The 23086-nt window shown below is 45.3% G+C and carries 16 protein-coding genes and 13 tRNA genes; 11 read left to right on the plus strand and 18 right to left on the minus strand.

The features are described from left to right. Positions 1 to 83: 83 nt before the first annotated feature. The 4 genes from ABWW54_RS08895 (at position 84) to ABWW54_RS08910 (ending at position 8095) form a co-directional block, all read left to right on the plus strand. Positions 84 to 695, plus strand: a complete 612-nt coding sequence (locus ABWW54_RS08895; RefSeq protein ID WP_353411896.1) for a c-type cytochrome — start codon at positions 84 to 86, stop codon at positions 693 to 695. Positions 696 to 858: 163 nt separating this feature from the next. Beyond that, positions 859 to 3627 (plus strand): PD-(D/E)XK nuclease family protein, encoded by a 2769-nt coding sequence (locus ABWW54_RS08900; RefSeq protein ID WP_353411897.1) that lies wholly within the window; start codon positions 859 to 861, stop codon positions 3625 to 3627. After that, positions 3624 to 7013, plus strand: coding sequence for a UvrD-helicase domain-containing protein (locus tag ABWW54_RS08905; protein WP_353411898.1), 3390 nt, complete (start codon positions 3624 to 3626; stop codon positions 7011 to 7013). Before ABWW54_RS08900 ends, ABWW54_RS08905 begins: the two co-directional genes overlap by 4 nt. Positions 7014 to 7039: 26 nt before the next feature. Further along, a complete protein-coding gene (locus ABWW54_RS08910; protein WP_353411899.1) occupies positions 7040 to 8095 on the plus strand; it encodes an aldo/keto reductase in 1056 nt (351 codons plus the stop codon). A 57-nt stretch (positions 8096 to 8152) separates the two neighbouring features. On the opposite strand, the gene ABWW54_RS08915 is transcribed toward ABWW54_RS08910, so the two are convergent. Together ABWW54_RS08915 and ABWW54_RS08920 are read right to left on the minus strand one after the other, a co-directional pair. Continuing rightward, positions 8153 to 8626 carry a peroxiredoxin gene (locus ABWW54_RS08915; protein ID WP_353411900.1) on the minus strand — a complete coding sequence of 158 codons (474 nt, stop codon included), beginning with the start codon at positions 8624 to 8626 and terminating at the stop codon, positions 8153 to 8155. Between the two features lie 181 nt (positions 8627 to 8807). Next, a complete protein-coding gene (locus ABWW54_RS08920) occupies positions 8808 to 9086 on the minus strand; it encodes a hypothetical protein (protein ID WP_353411901.1) in 279 nt (92 codons plus the stop codon). A 318-nt stretch (positions 9087 to 9404) separates the two neighbouring features. Here ABWW54_RS08920 and ung point away from each other — a divergent pair, with 318 nt between their 5' ends. The 3 genes from ung (at position 9405) to rpe (ending at position 12026) form a co-directional block, all read left to right on the plus strand. After that, on the plus strand, positions 9405 to 10082 hold the full coding sequence (gene ung / locus ABWW54_RS08925; protein WP_353412082.1) for a uracil-DNA glycosylase: 678 nt from the start codon (positions 9405 to 9407) through the stop codon (positions 10080 to 10082). A gap of 35 nt (positions 10083 to 10117) precedes the next feature. Then, complete coding sequence (gene dinB, locus ABWW54_RS08930) at positions 10118 to 11212, plus strand: DNA polymerase IV (RefSeq protein ID WP_353411902.1); 1095 nt, start codon at positions 10118 to 10120, stop codon at positions 11210 to 11212. A gap of 139 nt (positions 11213 to 11351) precedes the next feature. Further along, positions 11352 to 12026, plus strand: coding sequence for a ribulose-phosphate 3-epimerase (gene rpe / locus ABWW54_RS08935; protein ID WP_353411903.1), 675 nt, complete (start codon positions 11352 to 11354; stop codon positions 12024 to 12026). A 103-nt stretch (positions 12027 to 12129) separates the two neighbouring features. Here rpe and ABWW54_RS08940 read toward each other — a convergent pair whose 3' ends face one another. Both ABWW54_RS08940 and ABWW54_RS08945 read right to left on the minus strand, forming a co-directional pair. Continuing rightward, positions 12130 to 12618 (minus strand): Fur family transcriptional regulator, encoded by a 489-nt coding sequence (locus ABWW54_RS08940; RefSeq protein WP_353411904.1) that lies wholly within the window; start codon positions 12616 to 12618, stop codon positions 12130 to 12132. Between the two features lie 12 nt (positions 12619 to 12630). Continuing rightward, positions 12631 to 14274 carry an SH3 domain-containing protein gene (locus ABWW54_RS08945; protein ID WP_353411905.1) on the minus strand — a complete coding sequence of 548 codons (1644 nt, stop codon included), beginning with the start codon at positions 14272 to 14274 and terminating at the stop codon, positions 12631 to 12633. Positions 14275 to 15097: 823 nt separating this feature from the next. Here ABWW54_RS08945 and ABWW54_RS08950 point away from each other — a divergent pair. From ABWW54_RS08950 to ABWW54_RS08960, 3 genes are all read left to right on the plus strand, one after another. Beyond that, on the plus strand, positions 15098 to 17206 hold the full coding sequence (locus tag ABWW54_RS08950; RefSeq protein ID WP_353412083.1) for an adenosylcobalamin-dependent ribonucleoside-diphosphate reductase: 2109 nt from the start codon (positions 15098 to 15100) through the stop codon (positions 17204 to 17206). A 198-nt stretch (positions 17207 to 17404) separates the two neighbouring features. Next, a complete protein-coding gene (locus tag ABWW54_RS08955; RefSeq protein ID WP_353411906.1) occupies positions 17405 to 18118 on the plus strand; it encodes a TSCPD domain-containing protein in 714 nt (237 codons plus the stop codon). 4 nt (positions 18119 to 18122) lie between these two features. Beyond that, complete coding sequence (locus tag ABWW54_RS08960; RefSeq protein ID WP_353411907.1) at positions 18123 to 18521, plus strand: hypothetical protein; 399 nt, start codon at positions 18123 to 18125, stop codon at positions 18519 to 18521. Positions 18522 to 18703: 182 nt separating this feature from the next. Here the strand turns inward: ABWW54_RS08960 and ABWW54_RS08965 are convergent, their stop codons facing one another. The 14 genes from ABWW54_RS08965 to ABWW54_RS09030 all read right to left on the minus strand — a co-directional run bounded on the left by ABWW54_RS08965 (position 18704) and on the right by ABWW54_RS09030 (position 21525). Beyond that, complete coding sequence (locus ABWW54_RS08965) at positions 18704 to 19207, minus strand: ribonuclease H-like YkuK family protein (RefSeq protein WP_353411908.1); 504 nt, start codon at positions 19205 to 19207, stop codon at positions 18704 to 18706. A 43-nt stretch (positions 19208 to 19250) separates the two neighbouring features. After that, positions 19251 to 19354: transfer RNA gene (locus ABWW54_RS08970), tRNA-OTHER, on the minus strand. Positions 19355 to 19449: 95 nt separating this feature from the next. After that, positions 19450 to 19555 (minus strand) — tRNA-OTHER (locus ABWW54_RS08975). 438 nt (positions 19556 to 19993) lie between these two features. Beyond that, positions 19994 to 20067 (minus strand) — tRNA-Gly (locus ABWW54_RS08980). A gap of 1 nt (position 20068) precedes the next feature. Next, positions 20069 to 20145, minus strand: a tRNA-Lys gene (locus tag ABWW54_RS08985). A 7-nt stretch (positions 20146 to 20152) separates the two neighbouring features. Continuing rightward, positions 20153 to 20227: transfer RNA gene (locus ABWW54_RS08990), tRNA-Thr, on the minus strand. Between the two features lies 1 nt (position 20228). After that, positions 20229 to 20303: transfer RNA gene (locus tag ABWW54_RS08995), tRNA-Ile, on the minus strand. A gap of 112 nt (positions 20304 to 20415) precedes the next feature. After that, positions 20416 to 20491 (minus strand) — tRNA-Asn (locus ABWW54_RS09000). 22 nt (positions 20492 to 20513) lie between these two features. Beyond that, a tRNA-His gene (locus ABWW54_RS09005) sits at positions 20514 to 20590 on the minus strand. A 56-nt stretch (positions 20591 to 20646) separates the two neighbouring features. Further along, positions 20647 to 20751 (minus strand) — tRNA-Leu (locus ABWW54_RS09010). A 202-nt stretch (positions 20752 to 20953) separates the two neighbouring features. Beyond that, positions 20954 to 21029: transfer RNA gene (locus ABWW54_RS09015), tRNA-Phe, on the minus strand. Positions 21030 to 21037: 8 nt separating this feature from the next. After that, positions 21038 to 21112 (minus strand) — tRNA-Asp (locus ABWW54_RS09020). 1 nt (position 21113) lies between these two features. Then, a tRNA-Glu gene (locus ABWW54_RS09025) sits at positions 21114 to 21205 on the minus strand. 227 nt (positions 21206 to 21432) lie between these two features. Further along, positions 21433 to 21525 (minus strand) — tRNA-OTHER (locus tag ABWW54_RS09030). An 824-nt stretch (positions 21526 to 22349) separates the two neighbouring features. Here ABWW54_RS09030 and ABWW54_RS09035 point away from each other — a divergent pair. Further along, complete coding sequence (locus ABWW54_RS09035) at positions 22350 to 23060, plus strand: NUDIX hydrolase (RefSeq protein ID WP_353411909.1); 711 nt, start codon at positions 22350 to 22352, stop codon at positions 23058 to 23060. Positions 23061 to 23086 lie beyond the last annotated feature (26 nt).

Raw genomic sequence — 23086 nt, forward strand, 5'->3', positions numbered from 1 at the left:
ATGATATAAAACCGCACACTTGAAACCACTCCGATGCCTGAAAATCGAGAGTGCAATCTTTTAGGCTTATATTGGAGTCCTCAATGTTGAAAAAGTTATTGATCATCGTCGGTGCAGCCGTTTTGTTTTCTAACAATGCGCACGCAGCAGGTGACGCTGAAGCTGGTAAGGCTAAGTCAGCCGTTTGCGCCGCTTGTCATGGCGTTGAAGGCATCAGTGCGTTGCCTATGAACCCAAACCTTGCTGGCCAAGTTCCTGGCTATATTGCGGCTCAATTGGCGGCATTTAAATCAGGTGAACGTGCTAATGCGATTATGACTGCTCAGGTTGCGGGATTATCTGATGAGGACATGGCTGACTTGGACGCTTATTACTCGTCGCTTGTACCAAATGTGGAAGCTAAGCTGACGGATGAGGAAGCTGAATGGGCGAAAGCCGGTGAAGCTATTTATCGAGGTGGCTATGCAGAACGAGGAATCTCCGCATGCATGAGTTGTCATGGGCCTGCTGGGCATGGCATCCCGAAGAATTATCCTCGCGTGTCAGCGCAGCACAGGCAATATCTTGAGTCGTCATTGTTGGCCTATAAAAAAGGAGAGCGAGTTGGTTATAACGGCATCATGTCCACTATTGCTTTCGGCCTATCAGAGCAGCAAATTAAGGAGCTCGCCGCCTACATGGCAGGGTTGAATTAGACTGGCAATATACTGAAATAGGAAAAGCGGCCAATGGCCGCTTTTTTTGTGCCTATCGTCCTTGCGTGAAGTGGCGATAGACCGACGGATGTTGGTCCGAAGATTTGTTGCTAAAAGTAGAGCAATATTCCCGTCGTTATCTAGCCAATGGTAAACTTAGGTCATGGATGAAAAATCACTGTTTCAATTAGACCAAGCTACCGTGGTGATCGTTCCAACCGGGAGTTTGGCGACGCACCTCAATGAAACGATAGCAGTGCAACAAATCGAAAGAGGCGTGGACGTTTGGGAGGCCCCGAATATCGTGTCGTGGTCAGAATTGTTGCGAACGTTATGGCAGGTTAATAGAGCATCAGTTCCGGATGTGCATAACGTCTTGGGGAACCAGCAATCAAAGATGTTATGGACTCAAGCGATAGAGAAGTCAAAATATAACCACAGTGAATTAACCCTGCTCAACGTTCCACAAACGGTTCGTGCGTGCATGCGAAGCGATAAGCTTTTGTCGGATTGGGCGGGGGATGAATCTGCCTTGAGACTCGATCACGTCAGCGACGTTGATCAATTTTTAGCTTGGAGGGATGATTACCTGCAAAGCCTTCTCGAACGGCGTGTTGCTGATGAGCCGAGTTTGCAGCGGCAAATAGTAGGTTTGGCTGAGGCCGGTCGTTTAACTTACCCATTTGAGAAGTTTGTATGGTACGCCTATGACCTTGTTACCGCTTCTCAAAAACAGTTTAGTGCTGCGGCTAAATGCGCAGGTTGCAGCGTGAGTATGGCCGGTCCTGGCGTCGGAAAAGCTAAGCAAACCTTTCGAAAATATCAAACGGCAAAGTTGGAATTGGAGTCTGTCTTTGTTAACGCTAGGCAACTTTTGGAGCAAAATGAGGATCTAAACATTCACGTGGTGATCCCGGATTTGCAGCATCGGTATAGCCAAGTTCAAGAAATGGCGAGGAAGGTGTTCTACCCGAATGCGTCATTAACAGAAATACAGAATAATCATTCGGTGTATCGACTGAGTTTGGGAAAGCCTTTGCACGAATGGCCTGCGATTGAGAGCGCTTTGTGTGTAATGAGTTTGCTCTCAGGCCAGCTTTCCACTAATGATCTGTCATTCCTGTTTAGGTCGGTCTACTTTAACTCAACCCAGACATTCAGGAATGAGTTTAGAGTACTCGATCAATGGTTGCGGTCAAAACGGACTCGTTCGGTTTCGCTGGAGTCTTTGCCAGCTTTGCTTAGCGAATGTAGTGATGCTGAGAATGATTCAGCGTCCGTAGAAGTCGTTCTACCAACGTTGATTAATTTTATTGAGCAATTGATCGCGTTTCGAGTCGATATTGATCAACGTCTGAAAGCCCAGAAAGAACGAACAGGCTATCAAGCACTGACCTTCGTAGAATGGGCCGACGTGTTTAGTCAATGGTTGTCATGTTGGGGTTGGCAAGCCTATGCCGTGGAAGGCGAACATTCAAGTTTGGCCTACCAATTAAAGAAACGTTGGGATGGGGTCTTAGAAGAGTTTTCCGGGTTGGGAGCGGTGCAGCGCCACATCGGCATGAAAAGCGCGTTGAGCCATTTTCAACAGTTGGTCAGAGACTCAGTATTCTTGCCTCAGTCAGCGGTGTCGCCGATCGTTATATCAGGTTTACTTGAAGCATTAGGAAAAGAAATTCAGGTTTGTTTTTTAACCGGTATGACGCAGGATTATCCTGCGCCGAATAAGGGTGATGCGTTTATACCTAATCATCATTTACTTCCAACTGGCTATCCCAATGCCAGCGCCCAAGCCTCTTTTGCGCAGGCTCGACGCGTGGTGCACAATCTATTGGCGTCGACTGAAGAATCCTATATCAGTTTTGCTGAAACGACAGTCTCTCATCAGGAAACACCCAATCAGGCGTCATCTCTATTTACGTCTGAATTTTCTAAGGCACCGTTAATTGAGTTTGAGGATGTTTGTTCGGACACACCGCAGACGTCGATATTGGAAGCATATGTAGACGATGTTGGTCCTCCTTGGCCTCCTTCTCGGAAGGTGCGCGGTGGTGCATCAATCTTTAAAAATCAATCTCAATGCGCATTTAAGGCATTTGCTACGCACCAGCTAGGCTTCGATGTTGAGGATGATCCTGAGTTTGGGCTGGATCACTTGGATCGAGGCAATTTGACTCACAAAATGCTTGAGTTGGTTTGGGAGCAATTACCTGATCAAAAAGCGTTGTTAGCGATGAACGCGTCTGAGCAAACTGGGTTTCTTGAAAATACATTTGAACGACTGATTGAACTTAGTCGCAATAAGTTAAGTAGCGACAAAATTCGTCTGCTTCAATTTGAGCGTCAACGGGTAATCGATTTGACTAGCGAGTGGTTAGAGTTGGAGCGAAACAGGCCCAGCAATTTCTCAGTTGTGGAGCGCGAAAGTAAGAGTAAAGCCGAATGGGCTGGCATTAAGTTTGAATATATTGTCGATCGAGTTGATATAACCGAAGCAGGTCAGTGCGTTATTGTTGACTACAAGACCGGCACTGCGGCACGCGGAGACTGGCTGGGTGAACGCCCCAATGAGCCGCAGTTGCCGTTGTACACGGTGGTGAGAGATCAGGCTAAATTGAACAAAGTCGCGGGGATCGCCTTTGGTCAAATTCGTCGTTCAGAATCAAAGTTTGTGGAACTCGCCGATGTGGATATTTTTCAAATCGGAAACAAGCGTACAGCCGCGGTTGAACAAGAATGGTTAGAAAGTCGCGAACGATGGCCTGAAATTCTCACCGGCTTAGCGGAAGATTTCCTCGCGGGCAACGCTGAGGTTAATCCTGTTGATAAGGTGGCGTGTCAATATTGTGAGCTCAGTTCAGTTTGCCGCATCGAAGAGCTTCGCCAAAACAGCAAAGCCGTTTCGATCATAGCTGGAGACGATGAGTTGTGATTATAGATTTAGAGGCAAGGCGGCAGGCGTTAAACCCAGAACGATCATTTATTGTTCAAGCTCCCGCTGGTTCAGGAAAGACTGGCCTTCTGGTGTATCGTTTTTTAACGTTGTTAACTCGTGTGGAGCACCCACAGAACGTTCTCGCAATTACCTTTACACGTAAAGCACGATCGGAAATGAGGGAACGCATTGTGGAGCTGATGCGTGCGGCAGAGAGCGGGCAATCGAGTGACGACCTCTTTGAGCAGCAAGGGTTTGAATTGGCGCAGCAAGTGCTCGACAAAGACGGTCTTCACGGATGGCAGTTATTAGACGCACCGCATCAATTGCAAATTCTCACTATCGATGCATTTTCGGCGAGGTTGGCTGCAAGTATGCCGTGGCTTAGCCGATTGGGTGATAGCCCAAATACGACTGATTCGGCCGAAGTACATTTTGCCGCGGCCGTCGAGCAAGTCTTAGACGAACTTCTAAATGAAGGGGCCGAATTAAGTGATGATTTGCAAATTGTATTACACGAATTGGACTTTAATTACGACAAGGTTAGGCGTCTGTTCGGTTCAATGTTGGCGAAACGTGACCAGTGGTTACGGCACTTAGTGCAGCAAGATTTACTTCAAATGAGGTCGTCGTTGGAAGACGCATGGTCGACCTTAGTAAGTGAAAATGTAGAAATTCTACAGTCATTATTTAGTCAAGGGTCTCTCGAGTCTTTATTCCGTTTGGCGTGTGAAGCATCACAGCGTATAGACTATGAAAACCCTCGTGCTGCACTCAAAATGAAATTTTTGTGTGATGTCGATCTTGATCTGACTTTTGAGGTTTCGTCGCTCGAGCATGCTCATTGGCAGGCTATTGCTGAGTTTTTGCTGGTTAAGACTGGCAATAAAGTTAGAGCCAATCCAGATAAAAATACGGGCTTTCCTGCGGGGCATAAAGATAAAGCTCGATGTAAAGAGCTGTTCGATGAATATCGAGATGACATGGTGCTTATCAGTGAGCTCTTTGAGGTGAGTCAATTGCCGGATGTTTCATTTTCGGATACGGATTGGCGTTGCATGGTTGCCTTAGAAAGGGTGTTAAAGGCGTTGGCGATCAGGCTTCAGCTTAGGTTCAGAGCTGCTGGTGAATGCGATCATAGTGAAGTGACTCAGCGTGCTAATTTGGCGTTGTCTGAATTGAATAACCCGACTGATTTGGGGTTGTTGATGGACGGCCAAATTCATCATATTCTGGTGGATGAATTTCAAGATACCTCGAACAGCCAATTAGAACTTCTTAGAAAACTGACAATGGGCTGGCAACCCTTCGAAGCGCCGTTAAAAACCTTGTTTTTAGTGGGTGATCCGATGCAATCTATTTACCGATTTCGAGAGGCTGACGTGGGCTTGTTTTTACAGGTTGTCAGAAATTCCAGCACAGGCGTTTTTGAAAACTTGGACATTAGCCCTCTGGTTCTGGAGCAAAATTTTCGCTCTGTAGAATCGTTAGTTGATTGGTTTAATCATACATTTGAGAAGAGCTTTCCTAAAACCAATACTGTTCTCACCGGTGCGATTAGGTATTCCAAAGCGCACTCATCAAAGAACGATGACGGCCAGTCGCCAGTCTCCTATTATTTGGCACCAGATCGTGAGCGCGAAGCACAATGTCTATTAAGTGCGGTTGAGTCTTCTTTGGTCAATCTTCCAGTTGACTCACAGATTGCAATTTTGGTACGCACACGGCCACAGTTGGAATATTTGCTTCCGCTTTTAGATCAAAACAACATCGCCTATACGGCGGTAGATATCCAGCCTTTGCATGAGCAGCAATCGATTAAGGATGTGGTCGCCTTGTCAAAAGCGATTTGTCGTGATGACGATAGAATAGCTTGGCTGGCTTTGTTAAGGGGGCCGTGGTGCGGTTTGACTTTACGTGAAATTCATATCTTCGCGAGTCATCAAGGCGAGAGTCTTTGGCAGCAGCTCAAGGATCAGAAAAAGCATCGATCATTGCGGGATGATAGCCGTAAACGTCTTTTAAGGTTTGTGGGTATTATGAGCGCTGCTTTACAGCAACATCAGCAGGTTGATCTTGGAAGCCTCACACGCTGGACATGGTGCCTTTTGGGTGGGCAGGAGACATTGGGAGCTACCAAGGAGGAAGACATAGAGCAATACTTTGAGCTACTCAGCCGTCTTCAAAGAGGCGGCGACTTGCCAACTCAAAAGGAACTCGATACGGGGCTTGAAAAAATGCGTGCCACCGGGGGGATGGATGATAAGCCGCGCGTTGTGGTGAGCACCATTCATAAATCAAAGGGACTTCAATATCACACAGTGATACTGCCAGGGCTTGCTAATCGGCCAAAAACCGATGATCGAGAAATTTTGATGTGGGCTGAGCATCAAGGAATGAATGGACAAGCCAACTTGCTGTTGGCTCCTTTGTTGTTTAATGCAGAGCAAGGCTCGCATTATGACTATCTTCGTAAACTGGACGGCAAGAGAGCGGCCAATGAGGTCATGCGGTTAATGTACGTTGCATGTACCAGGGCCGAGAAAAAATTAGTCTTAATTGCGAATGCCAAATTTAACGACAAGTTGGGTGACGTCAACCCTCCTGTGAAAACCAGTATGTTAGCTTCCGTGTGGCCGGTACTGGAGTCGAAATTTAGTTTTGAGGAAGGTGTTTTATCTGAAGTTGGACAGGATGCTGTGCCGAGTAAGGCGGTTGGCCTCAATCAAACATTAAAGCGTTTATCTCACGACTATCAGCCTGCTTTAAGGCAAGACATAGTGTGGCAACCTTTAGGCCAACTAAACGCTACCGATCAAGCATTATCTGAGCCAGAAGTAGATTACGATTGGGCGACGGAGGTGGCGACGGCAGTCGGAATAATTTTGCATGAGTTCTTGCAATTTGCGGGAGTGAATATATTAAAGGTCGTGGTTGATGACGATCTTAAGCGTCGATGGCGAAGTGAGTTGTTGGCATTAAGAGTGGCAGACGACCGTATTGAGTATGCCCTCAGGCGACTCATTACCGCCGTTAACCATATTCAGCACGACGAGCAAGCTAGGTTTATTTTCTTAAATCATCCGATTGAGCAAAATGAGTATTCGCTGTCTACTTTGGAGGCAGGGGTTGTTAAAAAATACCGAATTGACCGCACCTTCGTTGACAGTCAGAATGTACGCTGGATTGTGGATTACAAATCCACCATGACTCAGAACGAAGACGTTGAACGTTTCGCTGATCTGCAAGTGCGAGATCGGCACCGTAAGCAGTTGATGAGGTACGGTCAATTGATGAGCCGCGTTGACGACAGGCCGATAAAATTAGCGGTGTATTTTCCGCTGCTAAAACAATTACGTATTTGGGACTATGAGCCTGAGTAACTAACCAACATAGATTATTTTAACGCATGAAAACCGTAAAATTAGGCAGTAGCGACATTCAAGTCAGCGAAATATGCTTAGGCAGCATGACTTGGGGACAACAAAACTCACAGGAGGAGGCATTTGAGCAGCTAGATTATGCTGTTAATGAGCGTCAAATAAACTTTATTGACACAGCCGAAATGTACGCGGTACCGCCTTCCAAAGAAACATCTGGGCTAACTGAAACGTATATTGGTAATTGGTTCGCAGCAAACCCAGGCAAGCGCGAAGACCTAATATTGGCTACTAAGATCGCGGGTGCCGGAATTCCTTGGATTCGTGGGGCTGGCCCCATCACGGCAGATGTAATTATGAGTAGCATTGATGGCTCATTGAAACGCTTGCAGACTGATTATATTGACTTGTATCAGCTTCATTGGCCGAACCGCACGACGCCGCATTTTTCCAAGCACTGGCCTGCTGCAATCGACCCAAGTAGCAACAATATAGAGCAAGAACGCGACAACATGCTAAGTGTGCTAGAGGCATTGAAGGTAGCGGTACAATCTGGAAAGATACGTGAATGTGGCCTCTCAAATGAGACGCCATGGGGGATTGGTGAATATCGTCACCTGGCTGAGAAACACGACCTCCCTAAGATGGTTTCGATTCAAAATGAATTCAGTCTGTTGCACTTAAAAGATTGGCCCTATTTGATCGAAAGCTGCATCAATAATGATTTAGCTTATTTACCATGGTCTCCGTTGGCGGGCGGAGCGCTATCAGGTAAGTATGCAAATGGTCAAAAGCCAGAAGGCGCTCGTTGGACGATGGTGCAACGAAATGGAATCTTCCGTGACACTTCTCATTCTCATGCAGCGATTGCGGAATATAAAGCCGTGGCTGACAAGCATGGTTTGTCGTTGACTCAAATGTGCTTGGCATGGGTATATCAATTGACGGGCGTGACGTCATCCATCATTGGTGCCACGTCAATGGAGCAACTAAAAGAAGACCTCGATGCATACGACGTTGCGTTGAGCGACGAGGTGCTATCAGACATCGATACGGTTATTAAGCAATATCCACAACCATTTTAGTTGGCGAGAGATTGCCGTAAAAGAGCTGGGCGGCTTCGCCTAGCTCTTTTTATGACATTACAGCTGGGTTAAAACCGTTTCTGAGTCACTGACTTCAAAACTGTTTGGCGCTTCCACGTTCAGTTGAATGATGTTGCCGTTATCGACGATCATCGAATAGCGCTGAGATCTGACGCCGCCAAAATCAGATGTGTCTAACACTAAGTCCATGGCTTTGGTTAGCGCACCGCCACCGTCAGCAATCATGGTAATGTGTTCTGCATTTTGTTGTTCTTGCCATGCTTTCATCACGAACGAGTCATTGACAGATAAGCAAGCGACTGCGTCAACGCCTTTGGATACGATTGCGTCGTAGTTCACGACGTAGCCAGGAAGGTGCGCCTCCGAACATGTGGGTGTAAAAGCACCTGGAAGCGCAAAAAGGACGACCTTTTTGTTTTTGAAAAACTGCGTCGAGTTTAGTGTTTCTTGACCGCTTTGATCAATTACTGTGATATTAGCATTGGGAATAGCGTCGCCGACTTGGATCATGTGTTTCTCCGAAACAAAGTGAGTGGTGTGGTTAGTAGTTTGGGTATTCTAAGCTTTCGTTTTAACACAAAATGTGGATTTTGGGTGATACAAATTAGGCTCTTTGAGAAACACTCAAGCATAAAAAAGGAGCTCGTTTTATCGAGCTCCTCTTGAATCACCTAATGTAGGCTAAGGGGGGTTAGCCTTCAGGTGCTTCGGCTTTAATCGCCTCGGCTTCTTCCGAAACCTTGTCTTTTTCATGCATTACATCGGATTTCACATCGCCGGCTTCTTCCGAGATGGATGATTTCATTTCATCTTTTTTCAACATGGTTGTTTTTTTCTTCATGTCTTTTAGTTCGCCGATCTTTTCGCCTTTTTCATGGTGGCCTGCGAAAGTAGAAATACTGGTTGCCGCAATGGCCGCAAATAAAACGGTTTTCAAAAAGTTGGGTAAAACGTTTTTTGTAGAAATCATGGTAATTCCTCGATTCTATTGGTTAATAAAACGTCGACACAGTTGGGTAGGGTAGGGCCGACGAAATGAAGTCTAGACAAAAGTCGCTTCGCTTGAATAAGCTTTAACCTTCGGTAACCCAAAATTAACGAGTATTGCATTTAGTTTAGAGTTTGCTTGCGATAAGCTCTTCTCGTTATCTCAATGTGGCTGTGATTTTGAGCAGGTTTGTTGTAAATAACACAAACTCTCTTAGCGCCGATAACCTTGCTTTTTAGTAATCTATATCGCTTAACTTATGACAAGAAGCAGGCAAAATTTTGCCATGGCTCTTTTATGATGGAATCCGAATTGAATTTACACCCAAGTTGGCTGTCTCAGCTATCCAATGAGCTTAAGAAAGATTACATGCAGTCTCTGATTGCATTCATCGATGCGGAAAGAAAGTCCGGTAAAACGATTTACCCTGCTGAGAATCAAGTTTTCGCGGCCCTTAATATGACGGCTTTGGAAACGGTTAAGGTGGTGATTCTGGGGCAGGATCCTTATCATGGCCCTAATCAGGCTCATGGTCTGAGCTTTAGTGTGCCTCAAGGTGAAAAGGTTCCACCGTCTCTTAGGAATATTTACAAAGAACTTTCAGGTGATCTTGGGCTGAGGGTGCCAACGCATGGCTTTTTAAAGAGTTGGGCTGATCAAGGGGTCCTGCTGCTGAATTCAGTGTTAACGGTCAGACAAGCTGAAGCCGGAAGTCATCAAGGCAAGGGTTGGGAAACCTTTACGGACGCAATTATCGATTCAGTAAACAGAGAGCAATCTGGGGTGGTTTTTATGCTTTGGGGTGCCTACGCCCAAAAGAAGGGCTCAGTCATTGATACTGATCGTCATTTGATATTAAAGGCGTCACACCCATCTCCATTGTCTGCGCACAGAGGTTTTCTTGGTTGCCAACATTTTTCACGCGCGAACACGTATTTGAAAGCGTTAGACCGCACGCCAATCAACTGGCAGATATGAAGGTTTGCGTAAATTGAGTCTAGCTAGATAGCGTTGTGCGAAAAATTTTACATATAGATATGGACGCGTTTTTCGCGTCGGTAGAGCAGCGAGATTTCCCTGAACTGCGCGGTAAGCCTGTGATCGTTGGTGGCAAGCCAGAGAGCAGAGGCGTTGTGGCCGCCTGTAGTTACGAAGCCCGTCAATTTGGAGTGCATTCGGCGATGCCGTGCGCGCACGCTGCAAAACTTTGCGAACACGCCATTTTTGTACCAGCGCGCTTTGAAGCGTATCGAGCAGCGTCGCTGGAGATTAACGAGGTGTTTAAACAATATTCGAGTGCGATTGAACCCTTATCATTAGACGAAGCGTATCTTGATGTAACGAGAAAGGCGGAGGAGTATGGCTCGGCCACGGAAGTGGCTAAGCGGATTAAATGCGACATTAAGGCCAGGACTGATTTAGTGGCGTCCGCTGGCGTCTCCTACAATAAGTTTTTGGCCAAGATCGCCAGCGACATGGATAAGCCTGACGGCCTTTACGTAATAAGGCCCGAGTCAGCGGAGCAATTTATAGAAAGCCTTGAAATTCGGAAATTCTTTGGGGTTGGAAAAGTCACCGAAAAGAAGATGCAAAAGTTGGGGATTTTTACTGGCGCCGATTTGAAGGCGTTGAATAAGCAACAGTTACAAGCCTACTTTGGGCGATCGGGAGCGTATTACTACAACATAGCGAGAGGGGTCGATGAGCGACCGGTACGGTCTCATAGGGTGCGCAAATCGATTGGTGCGGAGACGACTTTTGAACAAAATATTGTGGACAAGAGTGTTATTTGGCAAACCTTACTTCGCTTGTGTGAACGAGTGCATGGCGTGTTGTCTGATAAAAAAATGGATGCAAGAACAGTTACGCTAAAAGTTAAGTACTCTGATTTCACCCTAAACACACGCAGTAAGACGCTGTCGGAAAGTTTTTCAGATAAAGACCACATCAGTGGGGTTCTACCCGAATTGTTAAAAAAGACGCAGGCCGGTTCTCGCCCGGTTCGCCTCGTGGGAGTGTCTGTGTCAAATCTTACTCTAAAGAGAGAGCCCGACTCTCCAGTTTGGCCAGCAAAACCTACGCCCGGTTCTCAGTTAGGACTGTTTTAGTTGGATGGTGCAGAGCTGGCCTGCATTGAATAAAGAGTGTTAACAGGCTTAAAGCTTTAGCGTTATAATCCGCACATTCAAAGTAATGAGAAAGTTGCTCCGGCCTTCATTACTTTTTACCTCAACTGGTGAGAATATAATGACCGACTACGTAATAGCTCCTTCCATCCTGTCTGCCAATTTTGCCAAACTTGGTGAAGAAGTTGATCAAGTTTTAAATGATGGCGCTGATTGGGTTCATTTCGACGTTATGGATAACCACTATGTTCCGAATTTAACGATCGGGCCAATGGTTTGTAAAGCCTTGCGTGATCATGGAGTAACAGCCCCCATTGACGTGCATTTAATGGTTGAACCTGTCGATAGGATCATTCCTGATTTTGCTGAAGCTGGCGCCAGTATGATTACGTTCCACCCTGAAGCCAGTAAGCATGTTGACCGAAGCTTACAGTTGATTCGGGATCATGGTTGTAAGTCAGGTTTGGTGTTCAATCCAGCCACACCACTCACGGTGCTAGAGTGGGCCATTGAAAAGGTAGACATGATTTTATTGATGTCCGTTAATCCTGGGTTTGGTGGTCAGTCTTTTATTCCCTTTGTGAAGCAAAAAATAGTGGAAGCTCGAAAATTGATTGACGCTTCTGGGCGCAATATACGACTTGAAGTTGACGGCGGGGTTAAGGCCAGCAATATTGGTGAGTTGGCAGCCTTGGGAGCCGATACATTTGTGGCTGGATCAGCAATATTCAATCAATCGGATTATGCATCGGTCATCAATGAAATGAGGTCAAATATCAGCGCAGCTACCAAGTAAGAGTCCGATGTAGGGCGCTCTGAGGTGAAGCTCCTTAGCTAAAGGTTTGAAACTACCCTGATTGTTTTGACAGAGAGGCTTTTGTCTCCCAATAAACTGATGTTTATTTCTGGCAGGACTTGCATACTCCATGCACTTCTATAATCGGTTGCACACCTTTAAAGCCCAATTCTTTAGCTCCTGCTTGCAATGCCTTTGCAACGGCAGGGCTATTCAGTTCGGCTAAATGTCCGCAGCTAGTACATATGTAAAACTGACATTGATGGTTTGCCTCCGGTGCTGGGCAGCCAATGTAAGCGTTGAGTGATTCAACACGATGGACTAATTGAGCCGAAACTAAAAATTCCAATGCTCTATAAGCCGTAGGTGGCGCTGGTTTATGGCCCGACTCTTGCAGTTTTTGCAGTATGTCATAGGCTCCAATTGGGTTGTGGGATGCCCAAATAATCTCCAGCACCTGCTGACGAATGGTGGTCAACTTTAGTCCTTGTTCTTTGCATTGACGCAAAGCGGTTTCCAATGCCTTCTCTTGGCAATGAACATGGTCATGATCACCGTGAAACGGGGAAATTACGTTATCCTTTGAGGCCATTTTATTACTCATTCAGGTGCAAAATTCATTCAACTGTTTGGGGGCGGGAAGTTCTTTTTTCCAGCCTAGGCATCGGTTCTGTTGCAAAATACCGAATCGTCGTACCCAAGCTCGTTTTTGATTTAAGTCTCGTCTGGCGTCTTTAGCCGTCTCATCATCAGGGTAGGTTCCATACAGCACGTAAGTCCAGTTAACGCCTTCGTCATTACGAGCAGTAAATAGTCTTAAATCTTTAGAATCTTTGAAGGACAGTGTATTAACGTATCGCGTAAGTAATAGAGGGTCGCTGAAACTGGCCAGCTGGAGAGTGTATTGCGTTGCGTTTTGCCCAAACAGCCAATCGTTGTCGTTGTTGTTGCTTTGTAACTGAGGAAGGTCACCCTCATTTATAGTCGTCTTTTTGCTGGTTGCCTGATTATTGAGGGGCGGCGTAGGCCTTTTAATATTGGGGCTTGCGAGCAGTAGTTCATTCGATTTAACCCATCCTTTGAACCGCTTTGGAGAACGAATACGGTACCACTCGCCGCGCGAGTCTAGGATAGCAACGGTTTCATTTCGATTAAGACGGCCAACGATGCTGCCGCTTGTTATTAAGGGAACCGAACGTGCATTTACTGAATTCCCGGTTACCACTCCACGAGCGCCGTCGGCGCGGATGAAATTTTTGCTTACCCACGCAGGCAAGCCTTTGTTGCTCTCTACAATTGACCATTTATCGTCTTCAGACACAACTTTTAGTTCAGCGGCATTCTCCAACATGGTAATTAAAACGCTACGAATTGAGGGGTCTGTAAAGACGGCAATTGTTATGTCTTTCTCAGGCTCATTGTTTAGCGTGGTAATAGCCGTGTTAGCGGAAGCATTACTTTTTCGGTCTACCTTCCAGCTTGCCTCTCTTGATACTGAAGTGGTTTGCTCGTCAGCTGAGGTTGTGGGGGAAGTGCTGTTCTCAGTGTCAGTCACACTGTCGTCTTGTTTGTTGGCCACGTTGATGATTTCCTTGGGAAGCTCGATCACTTGGTCAACCTCATTCACCGAAGCAGGAACGGGCTGACTCACCGAAGCCACTGAGCGTTCATCCCACCAGCCTAATTGCTTCAATATCTCGGTGGATTTCGGTTCGTTGTTCTGCGATGCGCGCTCAAACCATAATTTGGCCAGTGATAGGTCCTTTTTTAAACCAATGCCTAAATAGTAGGCTCTGCCGACGTTAAATTGCGCCAGTGCATGTTGTTGCTCGGCGGCTTTTAACCACCACTGCATTGCGACCTTTTCATCTCGTTTTACGCCATTCCCCATTAGGTGCTGATGGCCCAAATTGTACTGAGCCAAGACATGGCCTTGTCGAGCGGCTTGTGTATACCAATAGGAAGATTGTTCTAAATCTGGTGGCCCAAACTGATCGTTGGCAAACAGCACGCCAACCTTAAACTGTGCGTCACGGTCACCGCCGTAGGCTCTTAACATCCATTTATCCAACTCTTTCTGGTATTCGCCTTTCAGGTCAGATGAGTCCGCTTGGATGGTGAACTCAGTTTGAGAGTAAATGGGGGCCGTCGCCAACACTAGGAACAAGCTAGACAGTATCAACAGGGACAATCTGAGTGCCGATGCCCCCTCCTTGTGCTCATCTTGCTCCAAAAAAATGTTTATCATAAAAACCCAATTTAGTGTTTAAGTCGCCTTTTTTGACTGTTTGTCGATCAAAAAATTGCATTCAGTTATGTCGGTGTTGGTTGGCTACTTTGCTGGTTAGGGTGAAGATTGTTTTAAGGCATCAATCATAACATTTATTGTTGTGTTAAGCATTTACCCTAAATTAACCCAAATCGAGAGGTCTAATGATCGCTGCACTACTCTATACCCATCTGATTTTAAGCGCTCAGAAGGCCAATAAATTAGCAAGCCAAATTCTTCAATATAAACTGAATAAACCGCTTGCGATTTTTCGTTCCACCCATTATCTTTGGGTTCGCTTAATACCAAACCACAATATATAGTGGTTTTAAGGGGGTCGGTCAAATCATAAGAAAGTGAACTATTCAAGTAATAGTCGCGTTTTTAATGATTGTTTGCGCTAAGTGATTGATATTTGTTCTATGTTTTTGAAAGCATCGAGATAAGCTAACTCGATACAGCACTACATATAGTGTTTACAGAACGAACGTCGTTGCAAAGTACAGACTCGGTGATTCAGAAATCAAGCCCTTTACAAATAAGACACAAGGTCTAAGTCAAGAGGCTCCGGAAATTGTGCTAAGCCCAGTCAGCAGATCCTTAAGCTGGCTTTAAAAATTGAGGATAAGAAAGATCATAAAGCATTCGTGATGTCGTGAATGTCGAGTGAGAATAAAAACTACCAAACCAAAATAAATATTCGAGGAACCTTGCCATGGGAAAGCCTGTTGAAGAACTCAACGCTGTTACTCAACCTCTATCGATTGCCGCAGCCAAGGGCGGTGAAAAAAAACTGAAGCAAATGGGTCTTCAATCAACATCTGAAGACATTTGGGACAAAAAGTACAGACTTAAGGATAAAGCAGGTAGCGCTGTAGACGAAAATACCAATGACACTTTTGAACGCGTCGCTAGCGCGTTGTCCGGTGTCGAAGCCACGGATGAGCTGCGTGAGCATTGGTATGGCCGTTTTGTGTGGGCCTTAGATAATGGCGCGCTGCCGGCTGGACGAATCATTTCGAATGCTGGAGCACAAGCTTATAAACCCGCTACGTCTACAATTAACTGTACTGTATCCGGCACCATCACTGACTCGATGGATGATATTCTTAATAAAAACCACGAAGCCGGCATGACGCTAAAAGCAGGCTGTGGAATCGGTTACGAATTTTCCACGCTACGTCCTAAAGGTGCATACGTTTCTGGGGCTGGCGCTTACACTTCAGGCCCATTGTCGTTCATGGATATATTCGACAAAATGTGTTTTACCGTGTCGTCCGCTGGCGGTAGACGCGGTGCTCAAATGGCCACGTTTGACGTGAGCCATCCAGACGTGGAAGAGTTTATTCGTGCTAAGCGTGAAGATGGTCGTTTACGCCAGTTCAATTTGTCGCTATTGATTACCGCCGAATTCATTGAGGCTGTAAAACAAGACGCAGATTGGCAGTTGTCTTTCCCGATCACAGAGAAAGAAGCCAAAGAAGATGGCATTGACGTGTACACCTCGAATGAAATTATTTGGCGCCGTTATCCTGCTGACAACGGCTACGTTAAAAACGAGCAAGGCCTAACGGCATGCAAGGTGTATAAAACAATACCTGCCAATCGTTTGTGGAACATGATAATGACGTCCACGTACGATTTTGCTGAGCCTGGTTTCATATTAATAGACGAAGTTAATACCAAAAACAATAATTGGTTTGTGGAAAACATTCGAGCAACCAATCCTTGTGGTGAACAGCCATTACCTCCGTATGGTAGCTGCTTATTAGGCTCGGTGAATTTAACGAAATTCGTTTTAGATCCTTTCAGTGAAGACGCCCGTTTTGATTGGGATAAGTACCGCGAAGTTGTCTCCGTGTTTACGCGAATGCTCGATAATGTTGTGGAAATTAATGGTTTGCCATTGGAAGGTCAGCGCAAAGAGATCGAGCGTAAACGCCGTCATGGAATGGGCTTTTTGGGGTTGGGTTCCACGGCCACTATGTTGGGTATGACGTATGGTGATGAGGCCTCAGTCGAGTTTACTGAAAGCATCGCACGCGAAATGGCCATGGCCGGTTGGAACCAAGCATTGGAGTTAGCTAAGGAAAAGGGGCCGGCGCCCATCATGAATGAAATTTTTACGGTGTCCGAAGAGATGTTAAGTCTACGACCTGAGATGATTGAAGATGGTTACGAAATTGGAGACACAGTGAATGGTGCCGAGCTGCATGCTAAGTACAGCCGCTATATGCAGCAGATCGCCGACATCGACCCCGAATTAGTTGAAGAGCTATCGAAGGTGGGTGCGCGTTTTTCTCACCATAGTTCAATTGCACCTACAGGCACAATCTCACTGTCCATGGCTAACAATGCAAGTAACGGTATCGAGCCAAGCTTTGCTCACCATTACGCTAGAAACGTTATTCGTGAAGGCCGTAAAACAAAAGAGAAAGTAGACGTATTTTCTTATGAATTGTTGGCTTACCGCGAAGTGGTTAATGCCAACGCCATGCCATATTCTGATAATCCAGATGAGCAGTTGCCTGCTAACTTTGTTACTTCAGATTCAATCACGCCTAAACAGCATGTAGACATTCAAGCCGCAGCGCAAAAATGGGTTGACTCCAGTATTTCTAAGACTGCCAATGTGCCCACTGATTACCCGTACGAAGATTTCAAAGACATCTATATGTACGCGTACGACAAAGGGTTAAAAGGTTGTACTACGTTCCGCTTTAATCCAGAAGCCTTCCAGGGCGTATTGGTGAAAGAAGATGATTTGGAAAACACTGTGTACCAGTTCACCTTGGATGACGGCAGTACAATGGAGCTTAAAGGCAACGAAGAAGTAGAATATGACGGTGAAACGCATACGGCCGCGAACCTATTTGATGCTCTGAAAGAAGGGTATTACGGAAAGTTCTAGTTTCGTTTTGCGATCAAGTTTTCGTTGATTGTTATTAGGTTAGATTGGGCTTGGCGTTATGTATTGAGGTACGAACGTTCAAGCCCAACAGCATCAGCCCTACGGAAAAATGGCCAACTTAAACATTAAAAAGTAAGTAAAAAAGAACAAATTAGGCAGTGTTTCTACCTAGACATTGCGACCCAAGAGGACCTCATCATGGTTAAAAAAATCGAAAGTAAAATTACCGGTTTTAAAGTTAAAACCGAAGAAGTAGAAGCCATGCGCGTAGCCACGCCGGAAGAAAGCGAAGCGCACATGCAAAAAGCCGAAGTCGTGCGTATGCACGAGTCGGTCCAACGTCCAGATATGTTGGTGGGCTCTACTTACAAGGTAAAAACCCCGGTAACTGAACACGCGATGTACATCACTATAAATGACATCATCCTGAACGAAGACACCGAACATGAACAACGACGCCCGTTTGAAGTGTTCATCAACTCAAAAAACATGGATAATTTCCAGTGGGTTGTGGCGCTGACGAGGTTGATTTCCGCCGTGTTTCGAAAGGGTGGCGATACCACGTTTATGGTTGAAGAACTTAAAGCTGTATTTGATCCAAAAGGTGGTTACTTCAAGCCAGGCGGCATTTTTATGCCATCTATTGTTGCTGAAATCGGTCACTGCATCGAGCGTCACATGCAAATGATCGGAATGATAAAGTCAGACAACTTAGATGATCATCAGAAAGAATTTCTTGCTAAAAAGCGAGCTGAAATCGAAGCGGCACAGGGCGCGAGTGATGGTAAGAAACTAGATAAAGGTGAGTTTCCCGACTCGGCCACTGTGTGTAGTAAATGTTCTACTAAGGCGGTCGTGTTGATGGATGGGTGTATGACGTGTCTTAACTGCGGCGACAGTAAGTGTGGATAGGTTTATGAGTATAGGAAAGTCAGTCTTACTTGCCGCGTTTATCTTAGCTCTGTGTTCGGTAAGTTTTAAAGTTGCCGCCAGTGAAGACAGTTTAGCGCAGAGCTGGAAGTGTAAGTTGGATATGGAAGGTTTCGACATCGGCTATCGTATTCAGTTGAATTCAGATGATACTTACGTTAGCGAGATGATTGTAATGACTAGCTCGACCACAGAGGAAGGAAGCTGGAGATCTCAGGCCAGGACACTATTCTTAAAGCCAAATAAGACGATTCAAAGTGGAAAGGAAATAGAGTCTAGAGCTGAATACGAACGTAAAATTGTCGATGTTAGCGAAACGAAACTTACATTGAATCACGAAGATGGGTTTGGTGACCCAGTAAATACTATTTGCGTAGCCGAATGACGTAAACTGTTTCGGTAACTCTAGTTACCAATAGAGCTCAGTTAAGCATTGAATTGAAGCTTAACCTACTGAAAGTGTTAAGGCGAATCAAAGTAAGGCCAGATCAGACGTACCTATGATTTGCCACTCGATCGGCGGATTCTGTAATCCACCGATCGTGTTCTACTGTGGTTATTAATATATTAAAATACACCTTTGTAATGGGCTTCTTTTTTCCTCACAACATGGTCAGCGCTACTCGAACCAGCCCATGCGTTTGGCTTGATCAATGCATCCAGATTGGTCATACCTTTTACATATCCGATCGCTTGTTTAGCGATCGCGTTTGAAGCATGACACTCATCTGAATTTACGTCTAAGTGAATTTCAACTTCTCGGTCTTCAAGAATGTCGCTAAGAGCCATGAAGCAATCAACACTCTTATAGACTTCGGTCATTAAGCGTTGCGTTGGTTTGCCCATCTTCGCATCGTAAACACGCTCATTCTCAACATAACTGAAGATCTTACATCCTCGGCTATTGTCGATATGAACGACCAATACAATCGCAAAGCGCGCCCAATTTTCATAGGCCTGCGTTTTTAGGTTAAACCGTCTATTTAGAACACTATCACAGCCGATATAAACTCGGCCGTTTACGTGTGCGAGATAATTTTTAATCTCGTCTAGTTGCTTCTGGCTAAACATCCTCCATTCCTCATTTTGATTTACTATGTTACGTTAAAAATATTGGCAGGCGAGAGTGGGCTTGAACCACTAAGCTCCCGACAACCGCGTTGAGTGTCAAAGACTGGTGCTCTACCGGTTGAGTGCGGTCGGCACGACTACTCGCCTGTAAAAACTGGTGGAGGTATCGAGTATCGATCTCGAAGACAGTTTTCTTGCAAAGAAAACCCGCTGAGCCACAGCTTACCCCCAAAAAACGCATTTGGTGGAGATGGTAGGAGTCGAATACCCGAATTGAGGGGCACGCAGCCAACATTGCACAGAGGCGGGTGGGTTACAGCCACCCTGATGTCCACACATCACATCTCCAAATTCTGGTGCGCTTTGGAGGGACTACTCGGCACGTCCATGTGCCTCACCTCTTCGAGGCGGCCGCTGGCCGTTCAAAATTGCTCCCGACAATTTTGTCGAACCCGTCCTTAAGCCGAGTAATCTCTACAAAACGCCTTGCTGAAGCCATTACGGCTGACAGCAAGATTAACTTTATAAAAATCATATACAGTGATTTACAGGTTGGTCGTTACTCCAACTGGGACGTCTCCCGGCAATCAATCAAACTTAAGGCTGATATATTCAGGCGCGCTATTAAGCAACGCTGTCTCGGCTGTATGCGTTAGCTAAAGCCTATGACACATCTGATTAGTTGCCACGTTTCTACTTTCAACGCGGCTGTAAATCCTGTCTATCTGTCGTTTTTTACAGGTGAACCAGCCCTGCGTGGTCGATCCTTTCGGAACACCAAAAAATTGGAGCAGCTAGGGAGAGTCGAACTCCACTCTCTACGGCTTGGAAGGCCGAGGACGCACCTTGCGCTTAGCTGCTTGGTCGGTGTGGTGAGACTCGAACTCACAACCTCCCGGTTAAAAGCCGGGTGCTCTAGCCAGTTGAGCTACACACCGATAAATCTGGAGCTGAGGCAAAGAATCGAACTCTGTTGGACGGCTTACAAAACCGTTGCATCGCCAGCAATGCTTACTCAGCTTGGTAGGCCGTGAAAGAATCGAACTTTCATCTACCCCTTATGAGGGGGCAGCTTTTACCAATAAGCTAACGGCCTATTCATTTTTGGTACATGAGGAGAAATTTGAACTCTCATGTCTCTTTCGAAGCAGCGGATTTTAAAAACTTCGTTACGAACCCGCCGTGTATACCTTTCCACCTCTCGTATGTGGCTCTGGCGTAAGGACTCGAACCTTAATCTCTCGGTTAACAGCCGAGCGCATAGACCTGCCATGCTTCGCCTGAATAAAACTGTTTCAAAACTGTTTGGGGTGACCTATGGAACTCGAATCCATATCTACCTGAGTCACATTCAGGGGCTTTTGCCGATTAAGCTAAGGCCACACCAAACAGTTCTGTATTTCTATATTCGCCCTCCAGAACGAATAGTTAGCTTGTGTTGGTGCTGAGGGAGAGACTCGAACTCTCAACATTCTGGCGGGGCCGCCCGTGCGGTCTAAGCCAGACGCCTCTGCCAATGGCTCGGTACGAAGTACTACCTCGGCAACTTGTCAACCTTCAATTGCAGGCCGGCGTAACCCGGCAAACGTTTTTTGATCTTTTGATCAACTCACATCTCTAAAGATCAATCTGGGTCACTCCATTGAACGAGCCAGAATTTTCTACCTCTGAATTGATTGGTAAACGTCCTACTTACGTTACAACCAATCGATGTCCGCCTATCAACTTGCGGTTCTGCAATTAACTTGGTGCGACCTCCAGGTATCGAACCTGGTTCTCTGGATTTTCAGTCCAGCGCAATAACCTCACTTGCTCAAGTCGCGAATTTTATGGCGGTGTCGAAGGGAATCGAACCCTCTTAGAACGGATAGACAATCCGGTGCATCTCCAATCTGCCACGACACCGTGGTGTATCCGACGAGGCACATCGTGCCGAACTCGAACTCGCATCTTCCGGCTTGAAAGGCCAGCGTTCTATTCCAGTTAAACTACGGATACTTTGTTGTAAAAATTAATTTCAAAAAAAGGCCTAACATTTCTGCTAGGCCTCAGTAGAAATCGAATAATCGAAATATTACTCACCTAGCATGCATATGATCCTCGAGCTCATAATTCGAGCGTAGGTCGGCCTGCGAATTCGCCCCATGTAATTTGGGTAGACTGCTATGCAGTCCCTTTATTGCTGTTTTTAATAAACTAATCATTTTGCTTCACTTTCTTAATTTTGGTCAGGGTAGATGGATTTGAACCACCGGCATACTCGGCAACCGCGTTGTGCGTCCAAGGCGGGGACTCTGGCCAGACTGAGCTATACCCTGTAATTTTTCATATTCGTTAATTGTTCGATTTGCTAGACCAGAAATAAAACTGAGCTGGTAAAAAAAAAGCCTAGCGGATTAGGCTAGGCTTTCGAATAAATCCAATGATTCAGATCTTATCTCTTCCTAGCAAATGCATCTCTCCCCACTATCCGGGCGATACGAGTCCTGCGCTATCGGCGCATGGTTCGTGGGGCGTATTAGTGATAATAAATTCATTTTGCTTAAAATTTTTTTGTTTAAAAATTCACCGCAAAAAAATGTTCCAGCGGTGTTGATGAGGCGAACTCTATTCGCGAATTTTTTTTCTGTCAACAACTAATTTTTCAAAGTTGATTTTGTGCTTCTTATCTGGATAGAAATTTGCGCAGTATTAAGAAGACGCTTTTTAATGACTATTTTGCGATAAAAAAACTGGATAGTTAAAGTCTATTTTTAAGTCAAATTTAGAAAAATATTCTAGTGAGTAGAAATAACGTATTTACTTAGAGAAACAAAATAATAACTATAATTAACAAGTAGATATAGCAATTTTGATTCTAGTTTTCGTTCTCTTTTAAAAGCTAATTTTATTAAGAATAGTTAGAGTCTAGTTCAGCGATTTTCTAAGCTGAAAGTATCAATAAAAAGGAGTGGTTCTTTAGGTATTTTTTCTTCAAAAAATTATTTTCAAATAAATTCAAAAAATTTTGGAAAATACGAAATACAAAACCCCTATGGTCTTAATTTTGGTCGTTGACAATTAAATGTCTCTATGACAATATATATTTATTGTTTTACAGACTTTATATGTTTGGCTTAGTTTGACGCCTACTAAATAGACTATGAATGAGAAAGAGTTTCTAAAAAATTACGACATCCATGATTTCGATGTGCCACTTTGCACCGTAGACATGTCTATTTTTTCCTTGATTGACGGTGAGTTGAATGTGCTTTTAGTGCATCGAGACGAACACCCCAGCAAGGGCAAGTGGGCATTACCTGGCGGGTTTATCGATCTTAAAAAAGATAAATCCACCGAAGCGGCGGCGCATCGCAAGCTTAAAGAGAAAACAGGCTTGGCGTCGGGGTATTTAGAACAAGTTGAGACAATCGGTTCACCTAAACGTGACCCACGAGGTTGGTCCTTAACTGTTTTGTACTATGCCTTGGTTGATATTAGCCGCGTGAAGCTAGACGATTCCGATAAGCCAACCCAATGGTGGCCGTTGTCGAAGATCAAGAAAGAGAAGTTAGCGTTTGATCACAATGCCTTAATCGACATAACGATGACTAGGTTGCATGCAAAGGCTACCTACACCGCATTGCCGATTGAGCTAATGCCAAAAGAGTTCACGCTAACTGAGTTACAAACGGTTTTTGAGATGATTCTCGGTAGGTCATTGCAGGCTAAGGCCTTCAGAAATAGGGTATTAACCGCTGGCATGGTGGAAGAAACAGGTAACAGCAAAATCGCTGGTAAGCGGCCCGCGAAGCTGTTTAGGTCGACTAAAGCGGACAGAGACACATACTTCGCGAGACCGCTACAAGAATAAATTTAGAGAAACCCATTACGATAGTT

The organism is Arenicella sp. 4NH20-0111 (assembly GCF_040366405.1).
Classification (GTDB): Bacteria; Pseudomonadota; Gammaproteobacteria; order Arenicellales; family Arenicellaceae; genus Arenicella.

What these genes read in the sequence shown, in the direction of transcription:
- ABWW54_RS08895 (WP_353411896.1), top strand. Translation starts at nt 84, where the DNA reads ATGTTGAAAAAGTTATTGATCATCGTCGGTGCAGCCGTTTTGTTTTCT.
- ABWW54_RS08900 (WP_353411897.1), top strand. Translation starts at nt 859, where the DNA reads ATGGATGAAAAATCACTGTTTCAATTAGACCAAGCTACCGTGGTGATC.
- ABWW54_RS08910 (WP_353411899.1), top strand. Translation starts at nt 7,040, where the DNA reads ATGAAAACCGTAAAATTAGGCAGTAGCGACATTCAAGTCAGCGAAATA.
- ABWW54_RS08915 (WP_353411900.1), bottom strand. Translation starts at nt 8,626, where the DNA reads ATGATCCAAGTCGGCGACGCTATTCCCAATGCTAATATCACAGTAATT.
- ABWW54_RS08920 (WP_353411901.1), bottom strand. Translation starts at nt 9,086, where the DNA reads ATGATTTCTACAAAAAACGTTTTACCCAACTTTTTGAAAACCGTTTTA.
- ung (WP_353412082.1), top strand. Translation starts at nt 9,405, where the DNA reads ATGGAATCCGAATTGAATTTACACCCAAGTTGGCTGTCTCAGCTATCC.
- rpe (WP_353411903.1), top strand. Translation starts at nt 11,352, where the DNA reads ATGACCGACTACGTAATAGCTCCTTCCATCCTGTCTGCCAATTTTGCC.
- ABWW54_RS08940 (WP_353411904.1), bottom strand. Translation starts at nt 12,618, where the DNA reads ATGGCCTCAAAGGATAACGTAATTTCCCCGTTTCACGGTGATCATGAC.
- ABWW54_RS08945 (WP_353411905.1), bottom strand. Translation starts at nt 14,274, where the DNA reads ATGATAAACATTTTTTTGGAGCAAGATGAGCACAAGGAGGGGGCATCG.
- ABWW54_RS08950 (WP_353412083.1), top strand. Translation starts at nt 15,098, where the DNA reads ATGGGTCTTCAATCAACATCTGAAGACATTTGGGACAAAAAGTACAGA.
- ABWW54_RS08955 (WP_353411906.1), top strand. Translation starts at nt 17,405, where the DNA reads ATGGTTAAAAAAATCGAAAGTAAAATTACCGGTTTTAAAGTTAAAACC.
- ABWW54_RS08960 (WP_353411907.1), top strand. Translation starts at nt 18,123, where the DNA reads ATGAGTATAGGAAAGTCAGTCTTACTTGCCGCGTTTATCTTAGCTCTG.
- ABWW54_RS08965 (WP_353411908.1), bottom strand. Translation starts at nt 19,207, where the DNA reads ATGTTTAGCCAGAAGCAACTAGACGAGATTAAAAATTATCTCGCACAC.
- ABWW54_RS09035 (WP_353411909.1), top strand. Translation starts at nt 22,350, where the DNA reads ATGAATGAGAAAGAGTTTCTAAAAAATTACGACATCCATGATTTCGAT.